This is a genomic window from Curtobacterium poinsettiae, from assembly GCF_025677645.1.
In the GTDB taxonomy this organism is placed as follows: domain Bacteria; phylum Actinomycetota; class Actinomycetes; order Actinomycetales; family Microbacteriaceae; genus Curtobacterium; species Curtobacterium poinsettiae_A.
Genome location: NZ_CP106879.1, coordinates 3,434,822 through 3,459,695, shown reverse-complemented (window position 1 = coordinate 3,459,695; position 24,874 = coordinate 3,434,822). Strand labels below are relative to the sequence as shown.

At 70.9% G+C, this 24,874-nt stretch carries 28 protein-coding genes and 1 tRNA gene; 21 read left to right on the top strand and 8 right to left on the bottom strand.

Annotated elements, in window-relative coordinates; genetic code table 11:
• Positions 1–79 precede the first annotated feature (79 nt).
• From OE229_RS16530 to OE229_RS16510, 5 genes are read left to right on the top strand one after another with little or no spacing between them, the layout of a single operon-like run.
• Positions 80–1,138 carry a ThiF family adenylyltransferase gene (locus OE229_RS16530; RefSeq protein ID WP_263344756.1) on the top strand — a complete coding sequence of 353 codons (1,059 nt, stop codon included), beginning with the start codon at positions 80–82 and terminating at the stop codon, positions 1,136–1,138.
• 59 nt (positions 1,139–1,197) lie between these two features.
• A complete protein-coding gene (locus tag OE229_RS16525; protein WP_071406518.1) occupies positions 1,198–1,614 on the top strand; it encodes a TOBE domain-containing protein in 417 nt (138 codons plus the stop codon).
• Positions 1,611–2,420, top strand: coding sequence for a molybdate ABC transporter substrate-binding protein (modA, locus tag OE229_RS16520; RefSeq protein ID WP_262138956.1), 810 nt, complete (start codon positions 1,611–1,613; stop codon positions 2,418–2,420). The genes OE229_RS16525 and modA overlap by 4 nt, the downstream gene beginning before the upstream one ends.
• 3 nt (positions 2,421–2,423) lie before the next feature.
• A complete protein-coding gene (locus tag OE229_RS16515; protein ID WP_071246956.1) occupies positions 2,424–3,224 on the top strand; it encodes an ABC transporter permease in 801 nt (266 codons plus the stop codon).
• Positions 3,221–4,261: an ABC transporter ATP-binding protein gene (locus OE229_RS16510; RefSeq protein ID WP_262138955.1), complete on the top strand. Its 1,041-nt coding sequence runs from the start codon at positions 3,221–3,223 to the stop codon at positions 4,259–4,261. The genes OE229_RS16515 and OE229_RS16510 overlap by 4 nt, the downstream gene beginning before the upstream one ends.
• A gap of 134 nt (positions 4,262–4,395) precedes the next feature.
• Here OE229_RS16510 and OE229_RS16505 read toward each other — a convergent pair whose 3' ends face one another.
• Genes OE229_RS16505 through OE229_RS16495 form a run of 3 tightly spaced genes read right to left on the bottom strand, consistent with a single transcriptional unit; the run spans position 4,396 to position 7,136 of the window.
• Entirely contained in the window at positions 4,396–4,635 is a 240-nt protein-coding gene (locus OE229_RS16505; protein WP_262138954.1) for a MoaD/ThiS family protein, read from the bottom strand.
• Between the two features lie 3 nt (positions 4,636–4,638).
• Positions 4,639–5,691, bottom strand: coding sequence for a GTP 3',8-cyclase MoaA (gene moaA / locus OE229_RS16500; RefSeq protein ID WP_262138953.1), 1,053 nt, complete (start codon positions 5,689–5,691; stop codon positions 4,639–4,641).
• Positions 5,692–5,696: 5 nt separating this feature from the next.
• Complete coding sequence (locus OE229_RS16495; protein WP_262138952.1) at positions 5,697–7,136, bottom strand: glycosyltransferase 87 family protein; 1,440 nt, start codon at positions 7,134–7,136, stop codon at positions 5,697–5,699.
• An 87-nt stretch (positions 7,137–7,223) separates the two neighbouring features.
• On the opposite strand from OE229_RS16495, the gene OE229_RS16490 reads away from it, so the two are divergent.
• From OE229_RS16490 to pheA, 4 genes are read left to right on the top strand one after another with little or no spacing between them, the layout of a single operon-like run.
• Positions 7,224–8,606: a molybdopterin-dependent oxidoreductase gene (locus OE229_RS16490; RefSeq protein ID WP_262138951.1), complete on the top strand. Its 1,383-nt coding sequence runs from the start codon at positions 7,224–7,226 to the stop codon at positions 8,604–8,606.
• Positions 8,603–9,082, top strand: a complete 480-nt coding sequence (locus OE229_RS16485; RefSeq protein WP_262138950.1) for a hypothetical protein — start codon at positions 8,603–8,605, stop codon at positions 9,080–9,082. The genes OE229_RS16490 and OE229_RS16485 overlap by 4 nt, the downstream gene beginning before the upstream one ends.
• A gap of 28 nt (positions 9,083–9,110) precedes the next feature.
• Positions 9,111–9,656: a MarR family winged helix-turn-helix transcriptional regulator gene (locus tag OE229_RS16480; RefSeq protein WP_182065093.1), complete on the top strand. Its 546-nt coding sequence runs from the start codon at positions 9,111–9,113 to the stop codon at positions 9,654–9,656.
• A 39-nt stretch (positions 9,657–9,695) separates the two neighbouring features.
• Positions 9,696–10,652: a prephenate dehydratase gene (gene pheA / locus OE229_RS16475; RefSeq protein ID WP_262138949.1), complete on the top strand. Its 957-nt coding sequence runs from the start codon at positions 9,696–9,698 to the stop codon at positions 10,650–10,652.
• Between the two features lie 112 nt (positions 10,653–10,764).
• Here the strand turns inward: pheA and OE229_RS16470 are convergent, their stop codons facing one another.
• Positions 10,765–11,835 (bottom strand): diacylglycerol/lipid kinase family protein, encoded by a 1,071-nt coding sequence (locus tag OE229_RS16470; RefSeq protein ID WP_182065091.1) that lies wholly within the window; start codon positions 11,833–11,835, stop codon positions 10,765–10,767.
• Between the two features lie 55 nt (positions 11,836–11,890).
• Here OE229_RS16470 and serS point away from each other — a divergent pair, with 55 nt between their 5' ends.
• The 5 genes from serS to OE229_RS16445 all read left to right on the top strand — a co-directional run bounded on the left by serS (position 11,891) and on the right by OE229_RS16445 (position 15,277).
• Entirely contained in the window at positions 11,891–13,156 is a 1,266-nt protein-coding gene (serS, locus tag OE229_RS16465; RefSeq protein ID WP_262138948.1) for a serine--tRNA ligase, read from the top strand.
• Positions 13,153–14,016 (top strand): HAD family hydrolase, encoded by an 864-nt coding sequence (locus tag OE229_RS16460; RefSeq protein WP_182065089.1) that lies wholly within the window; start codon positions 13,153–13,155, stop codon positions 14,014–14,016. Before serS ends, OE229_RS16460 begins: the two co-directional genes overlap by 4 nt.
• Before the next feature lie 83 nt (positions 14,017–14,099).
• Positions 14,100–14,184, top strand: a tRNA-Ser gene (locus OE229_RS16455).
• Between the two features lie 2 nt (positions 14,185–14,186).
• On the top strand, positions 14,187–14,717 hold the full coding sequence (locus OE229_RS16450; protein ID WP_209134123.1) for a GNAT family N-acetyltransferase: 531 nt from the start codon (positions 14,187–14,189) through the stop codon (positions 14,715–14,717).
• Entirely contained in the window at positions 14,714–15,277 is a 564-nt protein-coding gene (locus OE229_RS16445) for a GrpB family protein (RefSeq protein WP_262138947.1), read from the top strand. The genes OE229_RS16450 and OE229_RS16445 overlap by 4 nt, the downstream gene beginning before the upstream one ends.
• Before the next feature lie 83 nt (positions 15,278–15,360).
• Here the strand turns inward: OE229_RS16445 and OE229_RS16440 are convergent, their stop codons facing one another.
• On the bottom strand, positions 15,361–16,056 hold the full coding sequence (locus OE229_RS16440; protein ID WP_262138946.1) for an SDR family oxidoreductase: 696 nt from the start codon (positions 16,054–16,056) through the stop codon (positions 15,361–15,363).
• An 84-nt stretch (positions 16,057–16,140) separates the two neighbouring features.
• Here OE229_RS16440 and OE229_RS16435 point away from each other — a divergent pair, with 84 nt between their 5' ends.
• Positions 16,141–16,602 (top strand): winged helix-turn-helix transcriptional regulator, encoded by a 462-nt coding sequence (locus OE229_RS16435; protein ID WP_262138945.1) that lies wholly within the window; start codon positions 16,141–16,143, stop codon positions 16,600–16,602.
• A gap of 14 nt (positions 16,603–16,616) precedes the next feature.
• On the top strand, positions 16,617–17,126 hold the full coding sequence (locus OE229_RS16430) for a hypothetical protein (protein ID WP_262138944.1): 510 nt from the start codon (positions 16,617–16,619) through the stop codon (positions 17,124–17,126).
• A 56-nt stretch (positions 17,127–17,182) separates the two neighbouring features.
• Here the strand turns inward: OE229_RS16430 and OE229_RS16425 are convergent, their stop codons facing one another.
• Both OE229_RS16425 and OE229_RS16420 read right to left on the bottom strand, forming a co-directional pair.
• Entirely contained in the window at positions 17,183–18,196 is a 1,014-nt protein-coding gene (locus OE229_RS16425) for a LacI family DNA-binding transcriptional regulator (RefSeq protein WP_232536521.1), read from the bottom strand.
• 76 nt (positions 18,197–18,272) lie between these two features.
• Positions 18,273–19,505: a Gfo/Idh/MocA family protein gene (locus tag OE229_RS16420; RefSeq protein ID WP_410007320.1), complete on the bottom strand. Its 1,233-nt coding sequence runs from the start codon at positions 19,503–19,505 to the stop codon at positions 18,273–18,275.
• Positions 19,506–19,707: 202 nt separating this feature from the next.
• On the opposite strand from OE229_RS16420, the gene OE229_RS16415 reads away from it, so the two are divergent.
• The 5 genes from OE229_RS16415 (at position 19,708) to OE229_RS16395 (ending at position 24,407) form a co-directional block, all read left to right on the top strand.
• Positions 19,708–20,682, top strand: a complete 975-nt coding sequence (locus OE229_RS16415; RefSeq protein WP_263344752.1) for a carbohydrate ABC transporter permease — start codon at positions 19,708–19,710, stop codon at positions 20,680–20,682.
• An 11-nt stretch (positions 20,683–20,693) separates the two neighbouring features.
• On the top strand, positions 20,694–21,635 hold the full coding sequence (locus tag OE229_RS16410) for a carbohydrate ABC transporter permease (RefSeq protein WP_182066778.1): 942 nt from the start codon (positions 20,694–20,696) through the stop codon (positions 21,633–21,635).
• Positions 21,636–21,661: 26 nt separating this feature from the next.
• Positions 21,662–23,035, top strand: a complete 1,374-nt coding sequence (locus tag OE229_RS16405) for an ABC transporter substrate-binding protein (protein WP_262138943.1) — start codon at positions 21,662–21,664, stop codon at positions 23,033–23,035.
• 124 nt (positions 23,036–23,159) lie between these two features.
• Positions 23,160–23,630: a BLUF domain-containing protein gene (locus tag OE229_RS16400; protein ID WP_262138941.1), complete on the top strand. Its 471-nt coding sequence runs from the start codon at positions 23,160–23,162 to the stop codon at positions 23,628–23,630.
• A gap of 168 nt (positions 23,631–23,798) precedes the next feature.
• Positions 23,799–24,407 carry a ScbR family autoregulator-binding transcription factor gene (locus tag OE229_RS16395; RefSeq protein ID WP_262138940.1) on the top strand — a complete coding sequence of 203 codons (609 nt, stop codon included), beginning with the start codon at positions 23,799–23,801 and terminating at the stop codon, positions 24,405–24,407.
• 32 nt (positions 24,408–24,439) lie between these two features.
• On the opposite strand, the gene OE229_RS16390 is transcribed toward OE229_RS16395, so the two are convergent.
• Entirely contained in the window at positions 24,440–24,868 is a 429-nt protein-coding gene (locus tag OE229_RS16390; protein WP_182066774.1) for a BLUF domain-containing protein, read from the bottom strand.
• Positions 24,869–24,874: the final 6 nt, after the last annotated feature.

The window sequence follows — 24,874 nt, the reverse complement described above, 5'->3', positions numbered from 1 at the left end:
ATCTGCTCTGGGGATCCGCCGCGTCCGGGCGTTGAACTCTCACATGCAGGCGTTCGGTGCGACGGGCCAGAATGACGGGATGGAACCCCTCGTCGCCCCCGCTGCCGCGCTCTCCCCGGGACGGACGCAGCTCGGTTCGCGGACCGCCGCGCTCGCCGACGTCGGGGTCACCGGGCTGCGACGCCTGGCCACATTGCGCATCCTCGTCGTCGGGGCCGGCGGGCTCGGGGCGCCGGTGGTCGCGTACCTCGCCGGGATCGGTCGGCTCACGGTGGTCGACCCCGACGTGGTCGACGCCTCGAACCTGGCCAGGCAGACGCTCTTCACCGCCGCGGACGTCGGCTCACCGAAGGCGCAGGTCGCGGTCGCGCGGGCCGTCGCCGTCGACCCGGAACTCGACGCGGTCGCCGTGGTCGGGTCGTTCACGCCGGACCTGGTCGCCGGACACGACGTCGTGGTCGACGCCGCCGACTCGGTCGTGGTCACCCGGGCCGTCTCGGACGCCTGCGCCGCTGCGGGCGTGCCGTTCGTGTGGGGCACCGTGCTCGGCCACGACGGGCAGGTCAGCGTCTTCCGCGACGCCGGGCCGGACGGCGTCGACTTCCACGACCTGCACCCCGACGCGCTGCCCGACGAGGGCTCGTGCGCCCTGGACGGCGTGGTCCCCGCACTGTGCGGTGCGGTCGGTGCGGTGATGGCGGGACAGGTGTTCGCGTTGGTCACCGGCAGCGGCGACCCGCTGCTCGGACGCGTCCTGACCGTCGACGCCCGCCGGTGGCGCTGGACCGAGAGCCCCGTCCGCCGCGGGCCCGCCTCGCGTCGACCGGCGCCTGCCCCTGGCGCCTCCGCGTCGCCGCGCATCGCACCGTCCGCCCTGGCCGCCAGGGTGGCGGACCCGTCGGACCCGCTGGTCGTCGTCGACGTCCGGACCGACGAGGAACGGGCGGCCGGCGTGGTCGCCGGTGCCGTCACCGACGACACCGGTGCGGACGAGGTCGTCGTCTACTGCGCACGCGGACCCCGTGCGGACGCGTGGGCGGCGCGGCAGCCGGCCGGGAGGCGCGTGGCGGTCCTCGACGGGGGCTTCGAGGCCTGGCGTCGCGAGGGGCTGCCCGTGGTGATCGAGCACCGGTCCTGACCCAGGCTGGTCGCCTCTAATGCCCCTGCCGCCGCATCCGCGGATAGGATCGGTGGATCATGACGCAACTGCGGGTACGGGACGCTGCGGCCTTCCTCGGGATCAGTGACGACACCGTTCGACGACTCGTCGACGGCGGTACCTTCACCCGTGCCACGGACGACGCTGGGCGAGCCGTGGTCGACGGTCGCGAGGTCGCTGCGTACGCACGGGAACGCAGCTCCGAGCTGACCGACCCGGCGTCCGCGGTGAAGAGCTCGGCGCGTAACCGCTTCGTCGGGATCGTCACCGACCTGGTCGTCGACACCGTGATGGCGCAGGTCGAACTGCAGTGCGGCCCGCACCGCGTGGTGTCCCTGATGAGTGCCGAGGCCGTCCGCGACCTCGGGCTCGAGGTCGGGTCCGTCGCGGTGGCGTCCGTCAAGGCCACGATGGTCGCCGTCGAGGCACCCGCCCACCAGGAGGACCCCCGATGATCCGTCGTTCCCGCTCGCTGCTCGTGCCCTTCGCCGTCGTGGCGACGCTCGGCCTGTCGGCGTGTTCCACCGCAGACGCTCCCGTGGGGTCGTCGTCGCCGTCCTCGTCGTCGAGCGCGGACACCGAGGTGTCGGGGTCGATCACCGTGTTCGCGGCGGCGTCCCTGCAGCAGACCTTCACGACCCTGGGCAAGCAGTTCGAGACCGCCAACCCCGGCGCCTCGATCCGGTTCTCGTTCGCCGGCTCGAGCGACCTCGTCACCCAGATCCAGAACGGTGCCCCCGCCGACGTGTTCGCGTCCGCCGACGAAGCGAACATGGCGAAGCTGTCGTCGACCGACCTGGCGAGCGGATCGCCGCGGGACTTCGCGACGAACGTCCTCGAGATCGCCGTCGCTCCGGGCAACCCGAAGGGCATCACGGACCTCGACGACCTGACGGCTCCGGGTGTCCAGCTCGTCACGTGCGCCGCCCCGGTGCCGTGCGGTGCCGCGACGGCGGAGGTCGAGTCCGCATCGGGCGTCGATCTCGAGCCGGTCAGCGAGGAGCAGTCGGTCACCGACGTGCTCGGCAAGGTCGAATCCGGTCAGGCCGACGCCGGACTCGTCTACGTGACGGACGTCCGAGGGGCCGGCGGCAAGGTCGACGGCGTGCCGTTCGACGAGTCGGGCACGGCCGTCAACACGTACCCGATCGGCGTGCTCCGGGATTCCGAGGACCCGGCGCTCGCGCAGGCGTTCTCGGAGTACGTCCGCTCCGCCGCCGGGCAGCGTGTGCTCGCCGACGCGGGTTTCGGGAAGCCCTGACCCGTGGCTCCGCGCGCTGACGGACGGCCGCCGGTCGCGTGGTGGCTCCCGCTGCCCGCGGTGCTCGGCGGGCTGTTCGTCGTCGTGCCCGTGCTCGCGATGCTCGGCCGGGTGGACTGGTCGTCGTTCGTCGGGCTCGTGACCTCCACCGCGTCGCTGACCGCGCTCGGGCTCAGCCTCGGCACGGCGCTCGCGGCCACGGGTGTCGCGTTCGTCCTCGGGTACCCGCTCGCCGTGCTGTTCGCGCGGTCGCGGTCACGGTGGGTCGGCGTCGCCCGGGCCGTCGTGCTCCTGCCGCTCGTCCTGCCGCCGGTGGTCGGCGGCCTCGCGCTGCTCGCGGCCTTCGGTCGGCTCGGGGTGGTCGGGGCCTTCCTCGACGACCACGGCCTGCACATCGCGTTCACCACGACGGCGGTGGTCATCGCGCAGACCTTCGTCGCGATGCCGTTCCTGGTGTCCTCGGTCGAGGGGGCACTCCGCGTCGAGGGCGACCGCTACGAGCGGGTCGCCGCGACCCTGGGCGCCGGACCGACCCGGACCTTCCTGACCGTCACGACGCCGCGGGTCCTGCCGGGGATCGTGTCCGGGCTGGTGCTCTGCTTCGCCCGGGCGCTCGGCGAGTTCGGCGCTACCCTGACCTTCGCCGGCAGCCTGCAGGGGGTCACCCGGACCCTGCCGCTCGAGGTCTACCTGCAGCGTGAGGTCGACCCGGACACCGCGGTGGCCCTGGCGGTCGTGCTCGTCGTGGTGGCCGTCGTCGTCATCGGCGCCTCGTCGTTCCGGACCCGCGGAGCCCTGGCGTGACGGCCGAGGGCACGGTGGGCGTCCGGGCACACGTCGTCGTCGGGTCGCGGGACGTCGACGTTGCGATCGAGGTCCGAGCGGGGGAGTGCCTGGCCGTCATCGGGCCGAACGGTGCCGGCAAGTCGACGCTGCTCGAGGCCCTGGCCGGCCTGCTGCCGATCGACGCCGGCCGGATCGAACTCGACGGGGTGCAGGTCTCGAGCCCGCGGCACACCGTGCCCGCGCACCGTCGTCGGACCGGACTCGTCGCGCAGCGGTCCGACCTGTTCCCGTTCCTCGACGTCGTCGGGAACGTCGCCTTCGGGCCCCGTGCGGCCGGAGCAGGTCGTGCCACGGCCCGGGAACGTGCCCGCGACGCGCTCGACACCGTCGGGGTCGCCGACCTGGCCACCCGCCACCCCGGAACACTCTCGGGCGGTCAGGCGCAGCGCGTCGCGATCGCCCGGGCGCTCGCCACCGAACCGGCGGTGCTGCTGCTCGACGAACCGACCTCGGCGCTCGACGTCGGCGCGCAGGACGAGGTCCGCGCGGCACTCCGGACCGCGGTCGCCGGCCGGCCCGCCGTGCTCGTCACGCACGACCCGGTCGAGGTCGTCGCCCTGGCCGACCGCGTCGTCGTGCTCGAGGGCGGACGGATGGTGGAGCAGGGCACCCCCGCGGCCGTGCTCGGTCGTCCGACGAGTGCGTTCGCCGCGACGTTCTCCGGGCTCGCGCTGGTGCGCGGGACCGCCACCGGGGGTGGGATCGCGATCGACGGCGGGGGCGAGCTGGCCTCGGGGACGCACGCCGTGCCTCCCGGCCGGCCCGCCCTGGCTGCGTTCCACCCGACGGCCGCCGTGCTGACGCGGGACGGTGCCGGAGCCGCGCGCACCGTCTCGTCGCTCGAACCGCGCGACGGACTGGTGCGTGTCCGGGCCGGTGACCTGGTGGCGGACCTGACGCTCGCCCGGCTCACCGCGCTCGGGATCGCCCCCGGCGACGCGGTGCGCATCGACGTCCCCGCAGCCGAGGTGGCGGTCTACGCGCCCCCTGGTTGAACCAGGCCGTTGCGTGCGTACCTGGTCGAATCGGGCATGCCGGGTCGATTCGGGCGTACCTGGTCAGGAGTTCCGACACGGTGTGCCCGAAAACGCCTGGTATCGCGGGCGTTCTGGGAAGGAACGGCCGCCGCTCAGCCCCCGGCGAAGGGCGGCATGACGTCGACGACCTCGACACCGTGGAGCGCAGTCGCCCGGTCACGCGTCGTCACGCCGTCGACCAGGTACGAGCAACGCTCCTGCAGGGCCGTCCAGCGCTCGCGGTCGGCGGGCACGACCTCGCGCACCGCCTGGTCGATCGTGTCGGCCGTGGTCGTCATCGAGTCGACACCCACGGCGGCCCGGGCAGCGGCGAAGAACCGGATCGTGGTCATGCCTCAGCCGCCGATCGCACTCATGCCACGCGTCGGGTGCACGAGCTCGTCGCTGTCGTCACCGTGGTCGCGCGGCTTCGCCCACATGGCGAGCCGCCAGAGCTCGGCGACGTGGTCGTCGTCGGCCCCGGAGCGCATCGGCCCGAGCACGTCGGTCTCCTCGTCGGAGAACAGGCAGCTGCGCACGTGCCCGTCGGCGGTCAGCCGGGTCCGGGTGCAGTCGGCGCAGAACGACTCGGTGATGCTCGCGATGATCCCGACGGTGCCGAGCGGCTCCCCGGTGACCGCATCGTGCACGCGGTACCGCTCGGCCGGGGCACCGTCGCGCGGAGCGTCGTCGGGCGTGAGCACGAACGACGTCGCCAGCAGCGCGCGGGTCTCGGCGGCGGTGATCATCGAGGTGCGGTCCCAGGCGTGGTCGGGGTCGAGGGGCATCTGCTCGATGAACCGCAGCTCGTAGCCACGCTCCAGGCACCAGCGGAGGAGCTCCGGGGCGGCCTCGTCGTTGATGCCGCGCAGCAGCACCGCGTTCACCTTGATGTCGAGTCCGGCGTCGTGCGCGGCCGACAGCCCGGCGATGACCTTGTCGAGGAACGGGCGGCGGGTCACGGTGGTGAAGACGTCGGGGTCGACGGTGTCGAGCGACACGTTCACGCGCCGCAGCCCGGCGTCGTACAGGCCCTGGGCACGGTGGGCCAGGCCGATGGCGTTCGTGGTGAGCGACAGCTCCGGCGCGTCGGGCAGCGCGGCGCACCGGGCGATCACGTCGACCAGGTCGTGCCGGAGCATCGGCTCGCCGCCGGTGAACCGGACCTTGCGGACGCCGAACCGCGACGAGCCGATCCGCACCAGGCGCTCGATCTCGGTCGCCGTCATCAGGGCCTCGTCGGGGGCGAACGGCAGCCCGGCCGCGGGCATGCAGTACGTGCAGCGCAGGTTGCAGCGCTCGGTCAGCGACACCCGCAGGTCGACGGCGCGACGCCCGAACCGGTCGACGAGCCCGGCGGGAGTCGGGTCCACGGAGCCGGTCGTGCCGAGCAGGATCGCGGGTGCCATGGTCGTCAGCGTACGTGTTCCACGCGCCGGAACGACAGCCGTTCCCACCACCGTCGCCACTCCGACCGCTCCGTGCGCAGCAGTGTGACGACCACGATGACCGCCACGGCCGCGAGCAACCACCACCGGTAGGCGTCCGCTGACGGCCACACCCCGCGCAACGCGATGGCGAGGCCGATCGACAACCACTCCCACCGCCCGGACAGCACCACGAACGGGATGAGCAGCAGCGCGTACCAGGGGTAGCGCGGCGTCACGGCGAGGAACGTCACCCCGATCATCAGGACCTCGCCGGACCACGGCCGCGCCGGGTCGGACAGCCGCCACGCCATGAACGCCGCGAGCAGCACCAGGAGCCCCACCACCAGGGTCGCCGCGTCGCCCTTGACCACGAGCGACACCAGCGCAAACCGGGAGCCGTCCTCGTAGCCCTCCTCGTTCAGGTAGCCGGGCAGGTACCCGAGCACGTCGAGCCCCGTCGTCAGCACGTACGGCACGTAGAGCAACCCGAACACGGCGATGCCGATCGGGATCGCCCACCACGCCCGCCCGCGGCCGAGCAACGGCGGGTACACGATCGCCGGGATGAGCTTCGTCGCGGTCGCGGCCCCGAGCGCGATCCCGCCCCAGATCGGCCGGCCGAACGCGACGAGCACGACACCGGCCGTGGCGAGTGCGGCGCCGACGACGTCGACGTGCGAGTTGGTGACCGCCTCGGACGCGACGAGCGGCGACCAGGCCCAGAGCGCTGCCCACCAGGTCGGACGGCCGATGCGGCGGAGCACCAGGACGAGCCCGACGGTCACGCCGAGCGAGACGAGCAGCCCGGCGACCTGGAACGGCAGGTACTGCGCGGTCGCGGGCACGAAGAACCGCACCGCGGCGAACCACAGCTGCGCCATCGGCGGGTAGATCGTCGTGACGTCCGGCCGGTTGATCGCGGTGCAGTGCCCGTCGGCGCCGTCGCCGAGCCCGCGGAACCGGGGCTTCAGCGGATCGCACGTGCCGTCCACCTTGTCGGGGAACAACCAGTCGGGTCGCAGACCGGACAGTGCCGCGGACTGGGGGGTGTGCGCGTACGGTGAGACACCGGCATGCTGGACGATGCCGTCCCACGCGTACCGAGCGGAGTCGGTGCTCGTGTTCGGCGGGCCGACCAGCGCGGCGATGCCGATCACCACCGCTCCGCCGATGACCACGGTGGTCATCCACCGGACGGGCACGAAACGCACCGCGAGCACGGCGATCACGAAGACGGTCCAAGCGATCAGCGTCCACGCAACGAATGCAGAACGATGGCCCGATCGGAGGAACCCCAGATGCGTGACGCCGACGGCGATGACGCCCGACAGGGCGAGTACTCCCACGACGGCCAGCACCGTGCCGATCCGGGCGGCGGTGCCGTCGGCCAGGGACGGTCGGAGGGCACGCAGTCGGTCGCTCATGGTCCGTCGAGGCTATCCGGCCTCCAGCGTCTGCTGCACGACGGACGAGCAGCTCTGGCGTCCCCCAACCGCAACGCCCGCTCGGCCGTGGTGCTCGGGCGTCTGCTCGGCATCGCGTTCCTGGTCTGCTTCGGCACCGGGATCTACAGCCACCTGCTGCAGGAACCGCTCGGCTGGATGCGGTTCCCGACCCGTCCGACGCAGCTGTACCAGTTCACGCAGGGTCTGCACATCACGACCGGCATCGCCATCATCCCGCTGCTGCTCGCCAAGCTCAACACCGTCATGCCCGCCCTGGTGCAGGTGCCGCCGGTACGCGGCGTGCTGCACCTGCTCGAGCGGCTGTCGATCGCGGTGCTCGTGTCCGCGTCGATCATCCAGGTCGTCACCGGCCTGCTCAACACGTACCAGTGGTACCCGTGGCCGTTCCCGTTCCGCCAGGTGCACAACGCCCTGGCCTACGTGATCATCGGCTCGCTGGCCATCCACATCGCCGCCAAGCTGCCGGTCATCGCCCGCTACTGGCGGAAGCGCGACTCCTACGACGCGCACGGTCGGTTCATCGCGGACCCCGCGTCCGGCAGTGAACTGCTCCCACCCGGTCTGGAGGCTCATCCCGCGTCCGCCCCGAGCGCTGCGGTCGCCGAGACCACCGGGTCCACCGCCCCCGGCCTGCTGGGCCGCGTGTTCCGCTGGATCGACGGCGTCGACGCCGCCCCCGGCGGCGCCGAGCCCCGTCCCACCGGACCGGACACGGCCCCGGAGACCCGCGAGGGGTCCGAGGAGCCGAGTCCCGCCCAGCCGACGGCCGACGTGCCGGAGGCGAGCCGGGCCTCCCGGCCGACGCCGGAAGCAGCCACCGGACGACGCCAGCGCATCGCCCGACGCGGGTTCTTCGCCGGCGTGACGGCGGCGACCGTCGGTGTCGTCGCGCTCACGGCGGGGCAGTCCTCGAAGCTCGCGGAACCGTTCAACGTGTTCGGCGCCCGCGGTCGCGGCATCGGCGCGAACGGGCTGCCGGTCAACCGGACCGCGCGGGCGGCCGGCGTCCTCGCGACCGCGACCGCCGCCGACTGGACGCTCACCGTCGTCGGCCACGACGTGAGCCGGACGTTCGTCCGGGCGGAACTCGTCGCGCTCGCCACCGCGCAGGTCGACCTGCCGATCTCGTGCGTCGAGGGGTGGAGCCAGATGGCGACCTGGAAGGGCGTGCGGATGCGCGACCTGCTCGACGCCGTGCAGGCACCGCAGGGGTCGCACGTGCGGGTGACGAGCCTGGAGCGGCACGGCGGCTACCGGATCATGGACATGGGACCGGAGTACGCCGAGGACCCGACGACGCTGATCGCCCTCGAGCTGAACGGTGCGACGCTCGACCTGGACCACGGGTTCCCGGCGCGGATCATCGCTCCCGGGCGGCCCGGTGTGCTGCAGACCAAGTGGATCGAGAAGATCGAGGTGCTCCGGTGAAGGCCGCGCGGATCGTGCTCGTGGTGATCGGCGTGCTGGTCATCGCGTTCGGGGCGTCCGTGCTCGTGACGTCCGTCACGCCGAACCGCATCGGCGGGCTCGGGGTGTGGCTGCTCGCGGCGGTGGTGCTGCACGACGCGGTCCTGTCCCCGTTCGTGGTCGGTGCCGGGCTGCTGCTGCGTCGGGCCGGACGCTCGCTCCGGGCCTGGGTGCTCGTCGTCGTGCAGGCGGCGATCGTCCTCGGCAGCGTGCTCGCCCTGGTGGTCCTGCCGGAGATCGCGGCCAAGGACCACGGGCAGAAGAACCCCACCGTGCTGCCGTTCGACTACGGCACGCGGCTGCTGCTCGTCGAGGGGGCGCTGCTCGTCGTCGTGGTGGTGGTGCTCGTGGTCGGGGCGGTGCGGTCGCGTCGGACCGGCGGTTCGTCCGGTCCGGCGGGTCCGGCTGGTTCGTCCGCGGTACGCACCACTGGTTGAAGGGACAACCTTTCGGTATGATCAGCTCATGACCGACGAGACCCCGTGGCTCACCCGCGAGCAGCTGCGCGCGTGGATGAAGCTCGTCGCCGTCATGGAACTCCTGCCGGCCGCGCTCGACCAGCAGCTGCAGCGTGACGCCGACCTGACGCACTTCGACTACATGGTCATCGCGATGCTCTCCGAGACCGACACCCGGACCCTGCGGATGTCGGCGCTCGCCTCGGCCACGAACGCCTCGTTGCCGCGGCTGTCGCACGTGGTGTCCCGCCTCGAGAAGCGCGGGCTCGTGACCCGGTGCCCGTCGACCTCCGACCGCCGGGCCACCGACGTCCGCCTGACCGACGCCGGCTACACCACGATCGTCGAGGCCGCTCCGGACCACGTCCGCACCGCCCGCCGGGTGGTGATCGACGCGCTCTCCGACGAGCAGGTCGCGCAGCTCGACGGCATCGCCGCGTCGCTCCTGACCCGGCTCGACCCCGAGGGCCGGTTCGCGGCGCTGACGTACCCGCGCGAGGACGACGACACCGCGATCTGCGAGCAGCGGCTGACGGGTGCGGCGACGGACTGAGGCCGCCTGGCCGTCGCGTCCCTGCAATAGGCTCGCCGCATGACCGACCCCGCCGCGCCGTCCGACACGTACTCCTACCTCGGACCCGCCGGCACCTTCACCGAGGCGGCCCTGAAACTCGTCGAGGCCGCCGCCGGCAAGCCCTGGCGGAGCGTCAACAACGTCGGTGAGGCCCTGGACGACGTCGTGTCCGGCCGGTCGATCGGGGCCGTCATCGCGATCGAGAACAGCGTCGACGGTGGGGTCAGCGCCACGCAGGACGCCCTGGCCCGGATCCCCGGCGTGCGGATCGTGGGGGAGTACCTGGTCCCCGTCGACTTCGTGCTCGTCGCCCGGCCCGGCACCACGCTCGCCGACGTCCGCACCGTGAACGCACACCCGGTCGCCTACGCGCAGACCCACAACTGGCTCGAGGCGAACCTGCCAGGCCACGGCCACATCCCGGCGTCGTCGAACGTCGCCGCGGCGCTCGCCCTGCTCGAGGCGAACCCCACCGCCGACGCCGCCGTCGCGCCGCCCGGCATCACGGACCACCACGACGTCGTCGTGCTCGCGTCGTCCATCGGCGACAACGCCTCGGCGGTCACCCGGTTCGTGCTGGTGTCGAAGACCCTCGCCCTGCCCGAGCCGACCGGCGCTGACAAGACCAGCGTCATCGTCGAGCTGCCCGCCGACCACCCCGGCGCCCTGGTCGACATGCTCGAGCAGTTCGCGACGCGCGGCATCAACATGGGGCTGCTGTCGTCACGCCCGATCGGTGACGAGCTCGGCCGCTACCGGTTCGTCATCGACCTCGACGGGCACGTGCGCGACGAGCGGGTCGCGGACGCGCTGCTCGGCCTGCGGCGGTTCAGCCCGCGCGTGACGTTCCTCGGGTCGTACCCGCGTGCCGACGGTGCCCGCCCCGAGGTTCCGGCGCGCTACTCGGACGCCGCGTTCGTCGAGGCGCGGGACTGGCTGCGCGCGATCGTGTCGGGCGAGCCCGGGGCGCGGTAGCGCGGCGCTGAGCGATGCCGTGACGCCGTGTGGTGCGAGGTTCCGTAGTCGGTGAGAGCTCGCGTCCCTCGCACGGACGACGGAACCTCGCACCGCAGCCCGATCGACCGGGTCAGGGCACCTGTCGCGAGCCGTGGCGGTCGTCCGCCGGGTCGGGCACCCGCACGGACAGCCCCATCGGGTCGATGCGCGACCGGAAGGCGATGACCTCGCCCACCGGGTCGCCGTCGATCTCGAACTCGTCGGGCCGCTCGAGCCGCGCCGTGAACTCCTGCCCGCGCAGGTAGCGCAGGGGTCGTTCCTCGCGCGACTTCGAGACGATCTTCTTGCCGACGGCGGTCTTGGACAGGTTCGACCGGCGGAACGCCCGCAGGATCCCGTTTTCCCAGAACACCCGGGCTCCGATCCGCACCCAGCCGAAGAACCCGCGGGGACGCATCACGGCGATGTCGAACACACCGTCGTCGATCTCGGCGTCGGGCAGCAGGATCGCGCCGGCCTGCAGCATGCCGCAGTTGCCGACGATCAGGGAGTGCGCCCGGAGCGAGCGGTTGCCGTCGTCGTCCAGCTGGTAGCGGAACTCGAAGGCGTTCGCGTCGCGCACGGAGCGGAACAGCGAGTCGACGTAGGCGAGCCAGCCGACCTTCTTCTTCAGCTCGGGACGGGTGTTCACGAGCATCCGGGCGTCGAGACCCAGGCCCGCCATCACCAGGAAGCCGAAACGCTCGCGCTCGCCGCCGGGGCGCTCGATCTTGAGCATCCCGAAGTCGATCTTCCGGTCGTCGCCGTGGAAGATCGTCCGGACGCTCGCGGCAAGGTCGTCGAGGGGGAGCTTCATGTTGCGCGCGAGCAGGTTGCCGGTGCCGCTCGGCAGCAGCGCCAGGGTCGAACCGGCCTCGTGCACGACCTCGGCGACCGCGCGGACCGTGCCGTCACCACCCGCAGCCGCGATGACGTCGGCACCGGCTTCGATCGCTTCGCGGGCCATGCCGCCGCCCGGGTCCTCTTCGCTCGTCTCGAACCACAGGGTCTCGGCCCAGCCGGCCTCCTGCTGGTGCTGCTCGACGGTGGACTTGAGGGTCGGCAGGTGGACCTTGACCGGGTTGTAGACCACCGCGGCCGTCCGTTGCTCGGTGGGGAGGGCGTCCTGATCCGCGGGCGCGGTCTCCGAAGGGGTCGACATACGTCCACGCTACCGATCGAGGCTGCGTGCGCTCGCCCCGTCTAGGATGTGGCGAGTGATCGATCCACAGCTGCTTCGCGACAACCCGGACGTCATCAAGGCTTCACAGCGGGCACGGGGTGCCTCCGAGGCCGTCGTCGACGAAGCCGTCGCCGCCGATTCCGCCCGCCGCAGTGCGATCACCTCGTTCGAGTCGCTCCGCGCCGAGCAGAACGCGTTCGGCAAGACCGTCGCCAAGGCCCCGAAGGACGAGAAGGCCGCGCTCGTGCAGCAGGCCCAGGCCCTGGCCGCCAAGGTGAAGGAAGCGCAGGCCACCGTCACCGCGGCCGAGGACACCTTCAACACCGTCGTCCGCGGCATCCCGAACGTCGTGCTCCCCGGCGTGCCCGAGGGCGGCGAGGACGACTTCGTCACGCTCCGCACCGTCGGCACCAAGCCCGAGTTCGACTTCGAGCCGAAGGACCACGCCGACCTCGGCGAGCACCTCGGGATCATCGACATCCCCCGCGGCGTCAAGGTCTCCGGCTCACGCTTCTACTTCCTGCGCGGCATGGGCGCCCGGCTCGAGATCGCGCTGATGTCGCTCGGCCTCGACCGCGCGATCGCCGCCGGCTTCGAGCCGCTCATCACCCCGACGCTCGTCCGCCCGGAGACGATGGCGGGCACCGGGTTCCTCGGTGAGCACGCGGCCGAGGTCTACCGGCTCGAAGCCGACGACCTGTACCTGACCGGCACGAGCGAGGTCGCCCTCGCCGGGTTCCACGCCGACGAGATCCTGCCGCTCGAGGAAGGACAGGCCCACCGCTACGCCGGCTGGTCGACCTGTTACCGGCGAGAAGCCGGTTCGGCGGGCAAGGACAACCGCGGCATCCTCCGCGTGCACCAGTTCAACAAGCTCGAGATGTTCGCCTACGTCCACCCGGACCAGGCCGAGGCCGAGCACGAGCGGCTCGTCGCGCACCAGGAGCAGATGCTCCAGGACCTCGGGCTGCACTACCGCGTGATCGACGTCGCGGCCGGCGACCTCGGCACGAGCGCGGCGAAGAAGTACGACATCGAGGCCTGGGTCCCGACCCAGGGCACGTTCCGCGAGCTCACCTCGACGTCGAACTGCACGACGTTCCAGGCACGCCGCCTCGACATCCGGTACCGCACCGAGAGCGGCAAGACCGCCCCGGTCGCCACCCTGAACGGCACCCTCGCCACCACCCGCTGGATCGTCGCGATCCTCGAGACGCACCAGCAGGCCGACGGTTCCGTCGTCGTGCCCGAGGTCCTGCGCCCCTACCTCGGTGGCGTCGAGGTGATCGAGCCCCGATGAGCACCCAGGGACGCTTCGTGGACGGCACCCGACAGGGCGCGGGCACCGACGCGCCCGCCCGCACCAAGCGCTGGCTCGTCGCGCTCGACATCGACGGCACCACCATGCGCGAGGACGGTGTCATCACCGAAGCGGTCGTCGCCGCCGTGCGTGACGCCGAGGCCGCCGGGCACGAGGTCATGCTCTCGACCGGCCGCAGCGAGGGCATGACCGTGCCGCTGCTGGAGACCCTCGGCATCCGGCCGAAGTACCTGGTCTGCGCCAACGGAGCGCTCATCCTGGCCCGCCGCGCCGACGGCTCCTACGTGCGCGAACACGTCGAGCGGTTCGACCCGTCCGAGGTGCTGCAGACCATCCACGGCGCGCTCGAGAACGCCGCCTTCGGCGTCGAGGACGAGACCGGTCACTTCCTGCTGTCCGGCAACTTCCCCGACGACACCATGACCGTCGAGGGCGAGCACGTGCCGTTCGAGCAGCTGCTCGGCGTCGAGGCGACCCGCGTCGTCGTCATCTCGCCCGGCCACGACACCGAGGACTTCCTGCAGATCGTCGAGCAGATGGGCCTGCACAAGGTCTCCTACTCGGTCGGCTGGACGTCGTGGCTCGACATCGCTCCGGAGGGCGTGACGAAGGCCACCGCCATGGAGCGTGTGCGCGAGTGGCTCGACATCCCGCGCTCCCGCGTCTTCGCCGCGGGCGACGGCCGGAACGACATCGACATGCTCCGCTGGGCCTCGACCTCCGGTCGCGGCGTCGTCATGGGCCAGGCCCCCGACGACGTCGTCGACGCCGGCAACGAGCTCACCGGCGGCATCACCGACGACGGCCTGGCAGCGGCACTCGACTCCCTGCCCCGCTAGTCCGCGCTCGCGCGCACCCCAGCCTGGAGGCCCGGGTAGACTTCCCGGGACGCGATCACGTCTCGCCACGTGGTCGCGTCACTGGAGGGTTGTCCGAGCGGCCGATGGAGCCTGTCTTGAAAACAGGTGGGCAGAGATGTCTCGTGGGTTCGAATCCCACACCCTCCGCGATGGACACACGGTTGCGCCCACTCCGCCTCGACGACGCGGCCGTCCTGGCTGCGGTCATCACCGAGAACGCTGACCACCTGCGACCGTGGGAACCGGCCCGAGCGCCGTCGTACTACACGGAGTCCGGCCAGCGGGACGTCATCACGCAGGCCCTCGCCGCGCAGCGGGCCGGCAACGCGGTGCCGTTCGTCGTCGAGTCGACCGACGGGGAGCTCCTCGGCCGCATCACGCTGAGCGGCGTCGTCCGCGGCGCCCTGCAGTCGTGCGCGATGGGGTACTGGATCCGCGCCGACCGCACCCGACAGGGCCACGCGTCCCGTGCGGTCCGCGCGGCGGCCGATCACGCGTTCGACGTGCTGCGGCTGCACCGCGTTCAGGCCGAGACCCTGCCCGAGAACGTCGGCTCGCAGCGCGCGCTCGAGTCGGCGGGCTTCACCCGGTACGGCTTCGCGCCGGAGTACATCAAGATCGACGGGGTCTGGCGCGACCACGTCATGTTCCAGCTCCTCGCGCCGACGTCGGCCCCGTGATCGAGGTCGTCGAGTACCAGACGTCCTGGCCCGAGCGGTTCCGGCAGCTGCACGATGCGTACGCCGCCGCGCTCGACGACGCCGCCGTGCCGTTCCGCAGCATCGAGCACGTGGGCAGCACGTCCGTGCCTGGCTTGGCGGCGAAGCCCGTGCTCGACGTCGACGTCGTGGTGGATGCAGCTGACGTGCCCGCTGCGGTGGCAGCGATGGCGATGATCGGTTTCGAGTCGCGTGGCGAGCTGGGCGTTCCGGGGCGGCAGGCGTTCCGCACGCCCGAGCGCTTCGCACCGACCAACACCTACGTGATCACCGTGGGATCGCTCGCGCTGCGGAACCACCTGACCGTCCGCGACGTGTTGCGTGCCGATCCGGCGCTCCGCGACGAGTACGCCGCCGTGAAGCGCCGGGCGGCTTCCGAGGCCGAGGACATCGACGACTACATCGAGCGGAAGAGCGAGGTGCTGGGTCGGATCCTGCGCGCCGGGGGCTTGTCCGAGGCGGAGCGCACGTCCATCACCGCCACGAACCGCCGGATCACCGCCCGTGGCGCGGGCGGTTGACCTGACCGGGCGGCTGACGGTCCTGGTTCACGAACCGGGGTGTTCGCGAACCAGGACCGTCACCACCCGAACGGGAACAGGCCTCAGGCGCTGGCGAGCGTCGGGTAGAGCGCGGCGAGCGGGGCGCTCAGTCCGGCACGGACGTCACGGCTGACCTGGTCGGCGAGGACCTCGTGCTCGCCGGCCTCGACGGCGTCCCAGATCGATCGGACGATGTCCGCGGGGTCGGACTTCTCGACGTCCAGTCCTTCCGTCATCCCGGTGTCGGTGTAGCCGAGGTGCGCGCCGACGACCTGGGTGCCCTGCGGTGCGAGCTCGAGGCGCAAGGAGTTGGTGATCGACCAGAAGGCCGCCTTCGACGCCGAGTAGGCGCTACCGAGCGCGATCCAACTGAGCACCGAGTGGACGTCGACCAGTGCGCCGCCGGCGATCGTCGGGGCGAAGGCCTTCGCGACACGGAGCGCCCCGAAGACGTTCGTCGCGAAGAGGCGCTCCACCTCGGCGACCGAGGTCTCGAGCAGTGGCGCCATGCCGCCGATGCCGGCGTTGTTCACCACGACGGTGACGTCGGCTGCGGCGCGGGCTGCTGCGTCGACGCTCTCCTGGCTCGTGACGTCGAGAGCGAGCGGGACGATGCGCTCGTCGTCCCAGGTACGTGGGTTGCGAGCGGTCGCGTAGACCTTGGTGGCGCCACGCTCCAGGGCCTGGCGGACGAACTCGGCGCCGAGGCCGCCGTTCGCTCCGGTGACGAGGACAACGGCGTTGGTGAGGTCGGTCATGAGTGCTCCAAAGAAGAGAAGTTGAGTACGGAAATCGAACCTAGCACGTTGTGTCCGGAAACCGAACCCAGCTAGGATGATCACATGCTCGGCATCCTCGGCGGCGACGAGCGCTGCCCCATCGCACGCTCCCTCGACGTCCTCGGCGAGAAGTGGACGCTCATGATCGTCCGCGACGCCCTGGGTGGCTCGACCCGCTTCAGTCAGTTCCAGCAGAGCCTCGGCATCCCGCGCGAGGTCCTGACCGCGCGGCTGGCCTCACTCGTCGACGGGGGAGTGCTCGAACGCACGACCTACAAGCCCGAGGGGACCCGCGCCCGCGAGGAGTACGTCCTGACCGAGGCGGGCCGGGACCTGTCGCTCGTGCTGCTCGCCCTCGGCGGCTGGGCCGACCGGCACCGCCCGTCCGATCGGGCGTCGGATCTGCGCTTCGTCGACTCCGAGACCGGCGACGCGGTCGAGGCCGCCGCCGTGACGGTGGGTGCGCAGCAGCGCATCCCGACCGTCCGCCTCCGCGCCGACATGGAGGACGCACCAGCTTCGTGACGCGGTTGTGTGTGATGCCGATAGTCACCGATGTGAGAGAACGAGATCGAATCGACACCGAGTCCGAGCAGGAACGCTGGGAGCGCTTCATGCCGAAACGGACGAACGGGCGCGTACCGACCGAGGCCGACGTCGTTGCGTACTTGCAGGCAGCGAACGACGCGGATCTGCGGCAGAAGGTCCTCGGAGAATTGCGAGATCGGTCTCAGCTCGGTCCGGGCATGTTCCTGCAGCTGCTTGGGGCAGGGACGGCAGTGTTCGCAATCTTGGCGACGACGGCAGCATCGGTCATCTCATCGATTGCGGCATCGGATTCCGAAACCGCCTTCGAGTTCAGCATCATGTTCTACGTCGCGATCGTCACCGCGACCGTGATTCTCTTCGTGGTTTGTTTTCTGAGCGCCATCCATCGGCAGCTGAAGTCGAGGGTCGCTGCCGTATGGCTGGCCGCCTACGAAGAGGCGGAACGCAGGCCATGGTGGAAGCGAGTGCGGAGCAGTATGCCAGTGAACGCGACCACCTGACGGCCAGGAGGCCCGTGGCGGCCCCGCCCCGCGCCTCCAGGCCGTCGGTGGGTGCGTCAGCGACGCACGTCGCACCCGCAACTCGCGCCGAGGACCAACTCGGCGGGGACCAGGTCGCGGTGCCACTGGTTGTCGGCGTCGAGGCCGAGCACGCGGTCGACCGCGGCGACCGCCATCGTCTCGATCGGCTGCCGGACCGTGGTGAGCTGCGGGTTGGTGTAGTCGGCCTCGGCCGCGCCGTCGAACGACACGATCGCGACGTCCTCCGGGACGCGGAGCCCGAGTTCCCAGAGTGCGCGCATCACGCCGATCGCCTGCATGTCGGAGCTGACGAAGACGGCTCGGGGTCCGGTCTCGTCCGCGAACATCCGGAGGCCGGCTTCGTAGCCCCCGCGCCGGGTGAAGTCGGTGCGGACGATGGGACCGTCGGGCAGGCCAGCCTGGCGCAGGGCACGCATCCAGCCCTGCTCGCGGAGTTCCATCGAGCCGGTGTGCCCCATCACGAGACCGATCGAGCGGTAGCCGTGCTCGACCAGGTGCTGCGTGCCGTCGAGAGCGCCGCGCAGGGCGTCGACACCGATGCTGGCGTACTCGGGGACCTCGAAGAACGTGTTGAGCAGGACCATCGGCAGGCCGGGGTCGGTGACGGTCGACAGGTCCGGGTGGGTCATGATGCTCGTCACGATGATGCCGTCGACCTGGCGGGCGGACAGGCTGCGGAGCCGTTCGCGTTCCTGGGCGGCGTCGCCGTCGCTGTTGGCGAGCAGGACGTCGTAGCCGCGTGCAGCGGCCGCGTGGGTGACCGCGACGGCGAGCTCGGACCAGAACGGGTTGTCGAGTTCGGGCACGATCAGGCCGAGCATCTTCGACGAGCCGGTGCGCAGGGCCTGGGCGCTCGCGTTCGGGCGGTAGCCGAGGACGCGGATGGCCTCGCGCACCCGGGCGGCGGTGGCGGCGGCGACGGGGCGGGGGCCGTCGTGCACGACGTAGCTGACGACGGAGGTGCTGACCCCGGCGTAGCGGGCGACGTCCGCACGGGTGACCGCCCTGGGGTTCGTCGGGACGGTCACGGCAGCCACCTTCGTCGGGTCCGGGAGCGTCGTTCGGGTGCCGGCCCGCGACGGACCGGCACCCGAACGACACGTGTTACTCGGACGCGATCGTAGCCGACGACGTGCTGCCTGCCGTCTCCGGGGCGTCGCCGAAGTCCGGCACCTCGAGGCGGGCGCCGCCCTGCAGCGCGGACTGGTGGGCGATGATGCCCGGCAGGGTGAAGCGCGCGGCGGTCCAGGCGTTCACCGGCGGCAGGGTGCGGTCGACGACGGCGCGGACGAAGTCGTCGGCGAGGAACTGGTGGCTGCCCTCGTGTCCGGTCGGCACAGCGTCGTACTCGGCGGGCAGACGGTCGGTGTCGTGCACCTCGGCGTAGCCGGAGACGAACGCGTCGCGCAGGGACGGGTCGATGTCGGCCAGGCGCGGGTCGTCGAGGGACATCGTTGCCTGCGTGTCGATCTTGTCGCTGATGTCGTACGAGTCCTCCTTGTCCTGCCAGACGCTGGTCTTCGCGAGCTGCTCGAAGCTGGCCTCGGTGCCGAAGTAGCGGAAGCGCGACTCACGGATGTGCGACGGGTAGCCGACGCGACGCATCTCGTTGATGCGCATGACGCCGCCGTTGTCGAGCTCGAACAGGGCGGTGGCGTTCGAGAAGTCGTTGTCGAACTGGCTGACGTCCTTGTCGAAGACGCCGTCACCGCGGTCGTCCTTGACGCCGATGCAGCTGACGCTGACCGCGTGCCCGGGGATCGCGCCGAGGACCCCGCCGACCGAGTGCGTCGGGTAGAGCATGGGCGGGTAGCTGGCGGTGCGCTTCCACTCGTCGCCGCCGCTGTACTGGTACGCGGCGTAGAAGCCGAGGTCCATGTCGTGCACGTAGTCGCCCTCGGTGTAGAACACCCGGCCGAAGGCACCGGCGGCGACCTGCTTGCGGGCGAACACCGTCGCGGGGTTGTAGTAGCTCGTCTCGCCCATCATGTAGGTCAGGCCGGTCTCGCGGACCGCCTGGATGATGTCGCGGATCTCGTCGACGGAGATCGCCATCGGCACGGCGGAGTACACGTGCTTGCCGGCGCGCAGGGCCTTGACCACGAGCGGGCCGTGGGTCCAGCGCTGCGTGAAGATCGCGACGGCGTCGACGTCCGAGGCGAGGACGGCGTCGAAGTCCGGGAACGTGCCGTCGAGGTGCTGCGTCTCGACGAGTTCGGACGCGCGCTCGTCGACGAGGTCCGTGACGTAGACCCGGTCCACGTCGGGGTGGAGCTTGAACAGCTTGGCGAACTGGGGGGCGAACTGGCCCGCGCCGACCATTCCGACAGAGATCATCAGTGACCTTTCCAGGGGTGTGGGATGCGTCGCCGAGCGGGTCGCTCCGATGCGATCGAGCGCCATCCTGACACACGCTGTCTACACGTGACAACCCCCGCCGACAGCCCGGAAAGAGCCTCTTGCCAGCAGTGGTCCCCACGTGTAGATTCCCGGCTCACGGACTGCTGCACGTCAGTCCACCGCAGACGAAGGAGTCGCGATGGCAACCGAGAGCCCTGTGTCGTCACCCTTGGCGACCGCCAGCACGAGACGGAGGAGTCGGTCCGCCGACCTCGACCGTGCCCGCACCACCGCACCACGGCGCCGCCCCAGGAACGACCTGTGGCTCGCGCTCGTCTTCATCGCCCCGGCAGCCGTCGGGTTCGCGGTGTTCCTCGCCTGGCCGACCGTGCGGGGCATCTACCTGAGCTTCACGTCGTACAACCTGCTCACCGAGCCCGAGTTCACCGGCCTGCAGAACTACGCCCGCCTGGTGCAGGACTCGATCTTCTGGCACTCGATGGTGGTGACCGTCGAGTACGTCCTCATCAACATCGTCATCCAGACCGTCGTCGCGCTGTTCATCGCCGTGATGATGCACCGCCTGACCAAGTCGACCTTCGTGCGCGGCATCGTGCTCGCGCCGTACCTGGTGTCGAACGTCGTCGCCGCCCTGGTCTGGCTCTGGATCCTCGACACCCAGCTCGGCATCGGCAACGAGATGCTCGCGGCACTCGGGCTCGACCGCATCCCGTTCCTGCAGAGCGACGTCTGGGGCATCCCCTCGATCGCGCTCATCAACGTCTGGCGGCACGTCGGCTACACGGCACTGCTCATCTTCGCCGGCCTGCAGTCGCTGCCCGAGACCGTGTACGAGGCCGGACGCATCGACGGTGCGAGCGAGTGGAAGATGTTCTGGCGCATCACGGTGCCGCTGCTCCGCCCGATCCTGTCCCTGGTGCTGATCATCACGGTGATCGGGTCGTTCCAGGTGTTCGACACCGTCGCCGTCACCACGCAGGGCGGCCCCGCGAACGCCACGAACGTCGTGCAGAACTACATCTACAACCTGGCGTTCGGCCGGTTCCAGTTCGGCTACGCGTCCGCGGTCTCGGTCGCGCTCCTCATCGTCCTCAGCATCATCACGATCATCCAGTACCGACTCACCCGCTCGGGTGAGTCGGACCTGGACTGAACGGAAGCGCCATGACCACGACACTCACCCGTTCCGTCACCACGTCCCGCCCGCCGCGGATGGGCGCCGGCCACCGTCGTCGCCCGTCGCTCGGCCGGGTGCTCGCCTGGGTCGCGATGATCCTGGTCATCGTCGTCACCCTGTTCCCGTTCTACTGGATCCTGCGCACCGCGCTGTCGTCGAACACCGCGATCAACTCCGACCCCACCTCGCTGCTGCCCGTCGGGTTCAGCCTGGGCGGGTTCGAGCGGGTCTTCGGCCTGCAGTCCACCGAAGAGGCGTTGGCCCAGGGCGGCTCCGGCGCCGCGCTGAACTTCTGGCGGTACCTGCTCAACTCGATCCTGGTGTCGACGCTCGTCACCGTCGGCCAGGTGTTCTTCTCAGCGGCGGCCGCCTACGCCTTCGCCCGGCTGCGCTGGCCCGGTCGCGACAGGGTGTTCGGGGTGTTCCTGGCCGGGCTGATGGTCCCGGCGATCTTCACGCTGCTGCCGAACTTCACGCTCATCAAGCAGCTCGGACTCGTCGACAACCTGCTCGGCATCGCCCTGCCGACGATGTTCATGACCCCGTTCGCGGTGTTCTTCCTGCGCCAGTTCTTCCTCGGCATCTCGAAGGAGGTCGAAGAGGCGGCGCTCATCGACGGCGCCGGCAAGGTCCGCGTGTTCTTCCGGCTCGTCATCCCGATGGCGGCGGCACCGATCGCCACGCTCGCCGTGCTGACGTACATCACGAGCTGGAACGACTACTTCTGGCCGCTCATGGTCTCGTACACCGACAGCTCGCGGGTGCTGACCGTCGCGCTCGGCGTCTTCAAGTCGCAGACCCCGCAGTCCGGCACCGACTGGGCCGGGCTGATGGCCGCGACCCTGGTGGCGGCGCTCCCGATGATCCTGCTGTTCGGCGTCTTCGCCAAGCGGATCGTCAACTCCATCGGCTTCTCCGGGATCAAGTGACCCGGCTGTCGGACAGGACGAACACCATGACGAACCAACTGACCCGCCGCACGCTCTTCGCCGGCGGTGCCTCCGCCCTGGCCCTCGGCGCGCTCGCCGCCTGCTCGTCGCCCGGTCGCCGCACGACGAACCGGTCGGGTGCGCGCACCGTGAGCTACTGGCTCTGGGACGCGAACCAGCAGCCCGCGTACCAGGCCGTCGCCGACGCATTCCACCGCGCGAACCCGGACATCACCGTGAAGATCACCCAGCTCGGGTGGAACGACTACTGGACCAAGCTCACCGCCGGCTTCATCGCCGGCACCGCGCCAGACGTCTTCACCGACCACCTGACGAAGTTCCCGCAGTACGCCGACCTCGACGTGCTCTACGGGCTCGACGAACTCGACGCCACGAAGGGCATCCGTGACGACGACTACCAGTCCGGGCTCGCCGAACTGTGGAAGGGCCAGGACGGCCACCGCTACGGCTCCCCGAAGGACTGGGACACCGTCGCGATGTTCTACGACAAGAAGGCGATGGCGACGGCCGGGGTCTCCGCCGAGGAGCTCGGGTCGCTCGAGTGGAACCCGGACGACGGCGGCACGTTCGAACGGATGCTCGCGCGGCTGACCGTCGACTCGAAGGGCCGCCGCGGCGACGAGGACGGCTTCGACAAGGACGACGTTGCCGTCTACGGCATCTCGTCGAACGGCTCGGGCGGTGACGGATTCGGCCAGACCCAGTGGTCACCGTTCACCGGATCGGTCGACTGGTTCTACACGAACGAGAACCCCTGGGGTGACAGGTTCCGCTACGACGAGCGGGTCGTGCAGGACACCCTCGCCTGGTACTACCGGCTGGCGGAGAAGGGCTACATGGCGAAGTACGGGGTGTTCTCCACCACGACCGGGCCCGAGGTCCAGCTCGGCGCCGGCAAGTGCGCGCTGTCGTTCAACGGCTCGTGGATGATCGGGTCGTACCTCGGCATGGAGGGCCTCGACGTCGCGGTCGCCCCGACCCCGATCGGCCCGTCGGGTCACCGTGCGTCGATGTTCAACGGGCTCGGCGACTCGATCACGAAGCAGGCGAAGGACCCCGAGGCCGCGGCGAAGTGGGTGGCGTTCCTGGGCAGCGACGAGGCGCAGCGGATCGTCGGTGAGAGCGGGATCGTGTTCCCCGCCCGTCCCGCGGGTACCGAGGCTGCCGTGGCGTCGTTCCGGAAGCGCGGGCTCGACGTCTCGGCGTTCACCCGGCAGGTCGAGGAGGACACCACGTTCCTGTTCCCGGTCACGAAGAACCCCGCCGACGTGCAGGCCCTGCTGCAGCCCGCCTTCGACGACGTCTACGCGAACGGCAAGCCGATCTCGACGCTGACCGGGGTCAACGAGCAGGTCAACAACCTGCTCGCCCTCACCTGATCGAAACCCGAAACCCGAAACCCGAAACGCGAAACCCCGCCCGTCGTCCGCATGCCGCACCGTCCGGTGCGGTGTGCGGACGACGCGTTGACCGTGCCGCCGACCACGACCCAGACTGCAGGGGATGACTTCCCTCACCTCCCTCGTCTACATGTCCGTCGCCGTCGACGACCTGACCGACGACCAGCTGGTCGCCATGCTGCGTGAGGCGCGGCTCCGCAACCACGCGCTCGGCGTCTCCGGGCTCCTGCTCGCCAAGGGCGGCCGTTTCATGCAGGTGCTCGAGGGTCCGGTCTGGAGCGTCGAGGACCGTTTCGCCGCGATCGAGCGCGACACGCGGCACACCGGCGTGAAGTCGTTGTCGCGTGAGTCCATCAGCACGCGTCGGTTCGACGGCTGGTCGATGGCGTTCGGCAGCCCGACCGGGGACGAGCTCCGTGACGAGCCCGGGTTCAGTACCTTCCTCAGCGACCGCACCGGTCTGCCGACCGGGGTGGCGGGCACGCCCGCCGACTGGCTGCTCCGCTGGTTCCGTGGGCGCGACCTGCAGGACCTGCCCGAGGAGCGCATCACGCTCGGCCGGCACGCGGCCTGAGCCGCACCACACCTCGGACTGCCGGCACGCGGCCTGAGACGCACCACCCCTCGGACTGGGCCCACGCCGCCGGTTCCGGGTCGTCGCGCCAGCGGCGGACCGGCCGTGCCGGTGGGGAGAGGCGCGGTGCCAGCTGGCACCGTGCCTCCAGACTGTGAGACTGGTCCCGTGGAACGACGTGAGCAGATCCTGGTGGCCGCGGCGGAGGAGTTCGACCGCGTCGGCTTCGCCGGCGCGACGATCGCGGGCATCGCCCGCACGGCGGGCGTCTCGCAGGGCACGCTCCACTTCCACTTCCCGACGAAGCTCGCCCTGGCGCTCGGCGTCATCGGCGAGCAGAACGCCCGCACCTTCGACGTCGTCAGCCACACCGACAGCTCGCCGCTCGCCGCGCTGATCGGGGCGTCGCACGGCATCGCCGACCTGCTCCGGACCGACCCGATCGTGCGGGCGGGGATCCGGTTGTCGCTGGAGCGCGGCGAGTTCCAGACCGCGACGCTGAGCTTCTACGAGCAGTGGATCGGCGGGATCGTCGACGTGTTCCGGTTGGCCGTCGCGAGCGGGGAACTCCGCACCGACCTGACCGCGGAACAGCTCGGTTCGACGGTGGTGCCGTACTTCACGGGCGTGCAGCTCGTGTCCGACGTCCGGACGCGACGCACCGACCTGATGCCCGCGGTGGCGACCATGTGGCGCGTGGTGATCGCGGCGACGGCGGACCCGAAGCACCGCGACCGGCTGCTCGCCGTCGTCGAGGACGCGTTCGGCACGGGCTGAAGCGCTGCCGACGAGGCGCCACCGCCGGCGGATCAGAGGTCGTGCAGCTCGCGGTCGCGGAACCACTTCAGCAGCCACGCCGCGCTGGTCCGGTCGAACGAGCGCGGGAAGTCCATCGTGCCGGAGAGGAACGGGCTGAAGCCCTCCTCGGACCGGACGTCCGCGTCGTCGAGCGCCCGGTAGGCCATCGACCAGCCGTCGAACCGCCGGCGCTCGATGTCCTCGCGCACGAGTGACTTGACCTCGCCGTGGCGCGGGTCCTTCGCGATGACGGCGAAACGGTCGTCGACGCTCCACGCCGGCCCCTCGAGCAGCTGCATGAACCGGCCACCCTTGGCGAGCAGGAGCCCGGAGACCCCGAGCGCTTCGTTCCGCAGCCGGGACTCGGCGAGCAGCACCGCCAGGGCCTCGTCGTCGAAGGGGACGACGGCGCGACTCATGTAGACGATGGAGACGAGCACTCCTCC